1 protein-coding gene is annotated in these 1205 nt (G+C 36.6%); it reads right to left on the bottom strand.

All coding sequences use genetic code 11. From position 1 onward, the window contains the following. Nucleotides 1–1020 precede the first annotated feature (1020 nt). The coding region (locus tag HCUR_RS08960; protein ID WP_207760837.1) for a hypothetical protein at nt 1021–1205 on the bottom strand (185 nt) is incomplete at its 5' end.

Genomic DNA, 1205 nt, shown 5'->3' with positions numbered 1-1205 from the left:
AAGAATAAAATATAGAACAGACTTAAAAAAAGCATAATAGAATACATAAAATTAGGGAATCATCAAAAGACCAGCGCAACAATAGTTATGGTGAGTAAGAGTAGCGTAACTATAGGGTGGATACGCTAGGAAAAAGAAGGCGTTATTAAGCCTAAAGCACAATGAAGCAGCAAAAAAACCATAGATCCAAATCCGCTGAAAATTTATGTGGAAAATAATGAAGATAACCCATGAGCAGAGCGCTTTAACACAAGCATTGCTTTTGTCTATAAAAAGCTTAAAAAGTTAGGCTTTAGTAATAAAAAATCTTTCACTCTGAGAAGGCTTGTGAAGAAAACCAAACAAATAACGAAGAAACAATCAAATGGTTGGCTGCGGGCTAGGTTTCTTACTGCCATATTCCCCTTACTCGAACCCCATTGAGCAATTCTGGGCTACTACAAAACGATATTCAATGTAGGATCTTACTTCAATTCTTTCAAATGGCATAAATTACTATATAGGTGCAAAAAAAGTCTGGGATTTGATTCTCAAAGCCCAAAAACATAGAAATGGGGGTGAAAAGGGAAGTTTCCAACAAATAGGCAAGGACATCGTTTGCATATGAAATTCCATGGGAAAAATACCCACGATACTGTTTTAGGATACAAAGTATTTACGGAGGCTATTAAGATATATCCAACATTACACGGGGTCTGTTCTGAGGCTGGTTAGGTAAAATTTGAAGAATTTGTGAAAAAAATTCTAAAAAAGATGCTAGAGCTTTCAATTTCTAGCACTCCAGGGTGGGAAATCTTAGAAATGAGATAGGGTTTTGAAAGAGCTTGTGTTTGGGAATCACTTCAGACCATTGGCTAAAAATTGTGAAATAGCGCTTTGTTCCGAAAAAAATAATGTGATGATTGATCACTTTATGATCCTGAAGCAAAGAGTTCCTTACGTGTGAAGACAGGTTCTTATATTTTTCAGCTCTATAATTCAAAATAAAGATTTCTAAATGAGATAGTCCTCAGGGCCACCTCATAAAAAAATTTTGTTGCAAAATACAGAAAAGTATGTCGTCACTCTAGCCCCCCCCATTTTTCTGAACCGCTTGATTGATTGTCTTGGCATCTGAGCTTGTTCAGAGCTATATGCCTGCTTATTGCCTACCGTGGCGAGCGTTTTCCTTCCGTATTCTCTTTTGATCCTCACCAAATGACCTA

The sequence above is a fragment of the Holospora curviuscula genome, from assembly GCF_002930195.1.
In the GTDB taxonomy this organism is placed as follows: Bacteria; Pseudomonadota; Alphaproteobacteria; order Holosporales; family Holosporaceae; genus Holospora; species Holospora curviuscula.
The sequence above is the reverse complement of the archived record's forward strand: the minus strand, read 5'-3'. Positions and strand labels throughout refer to the sequence as shown.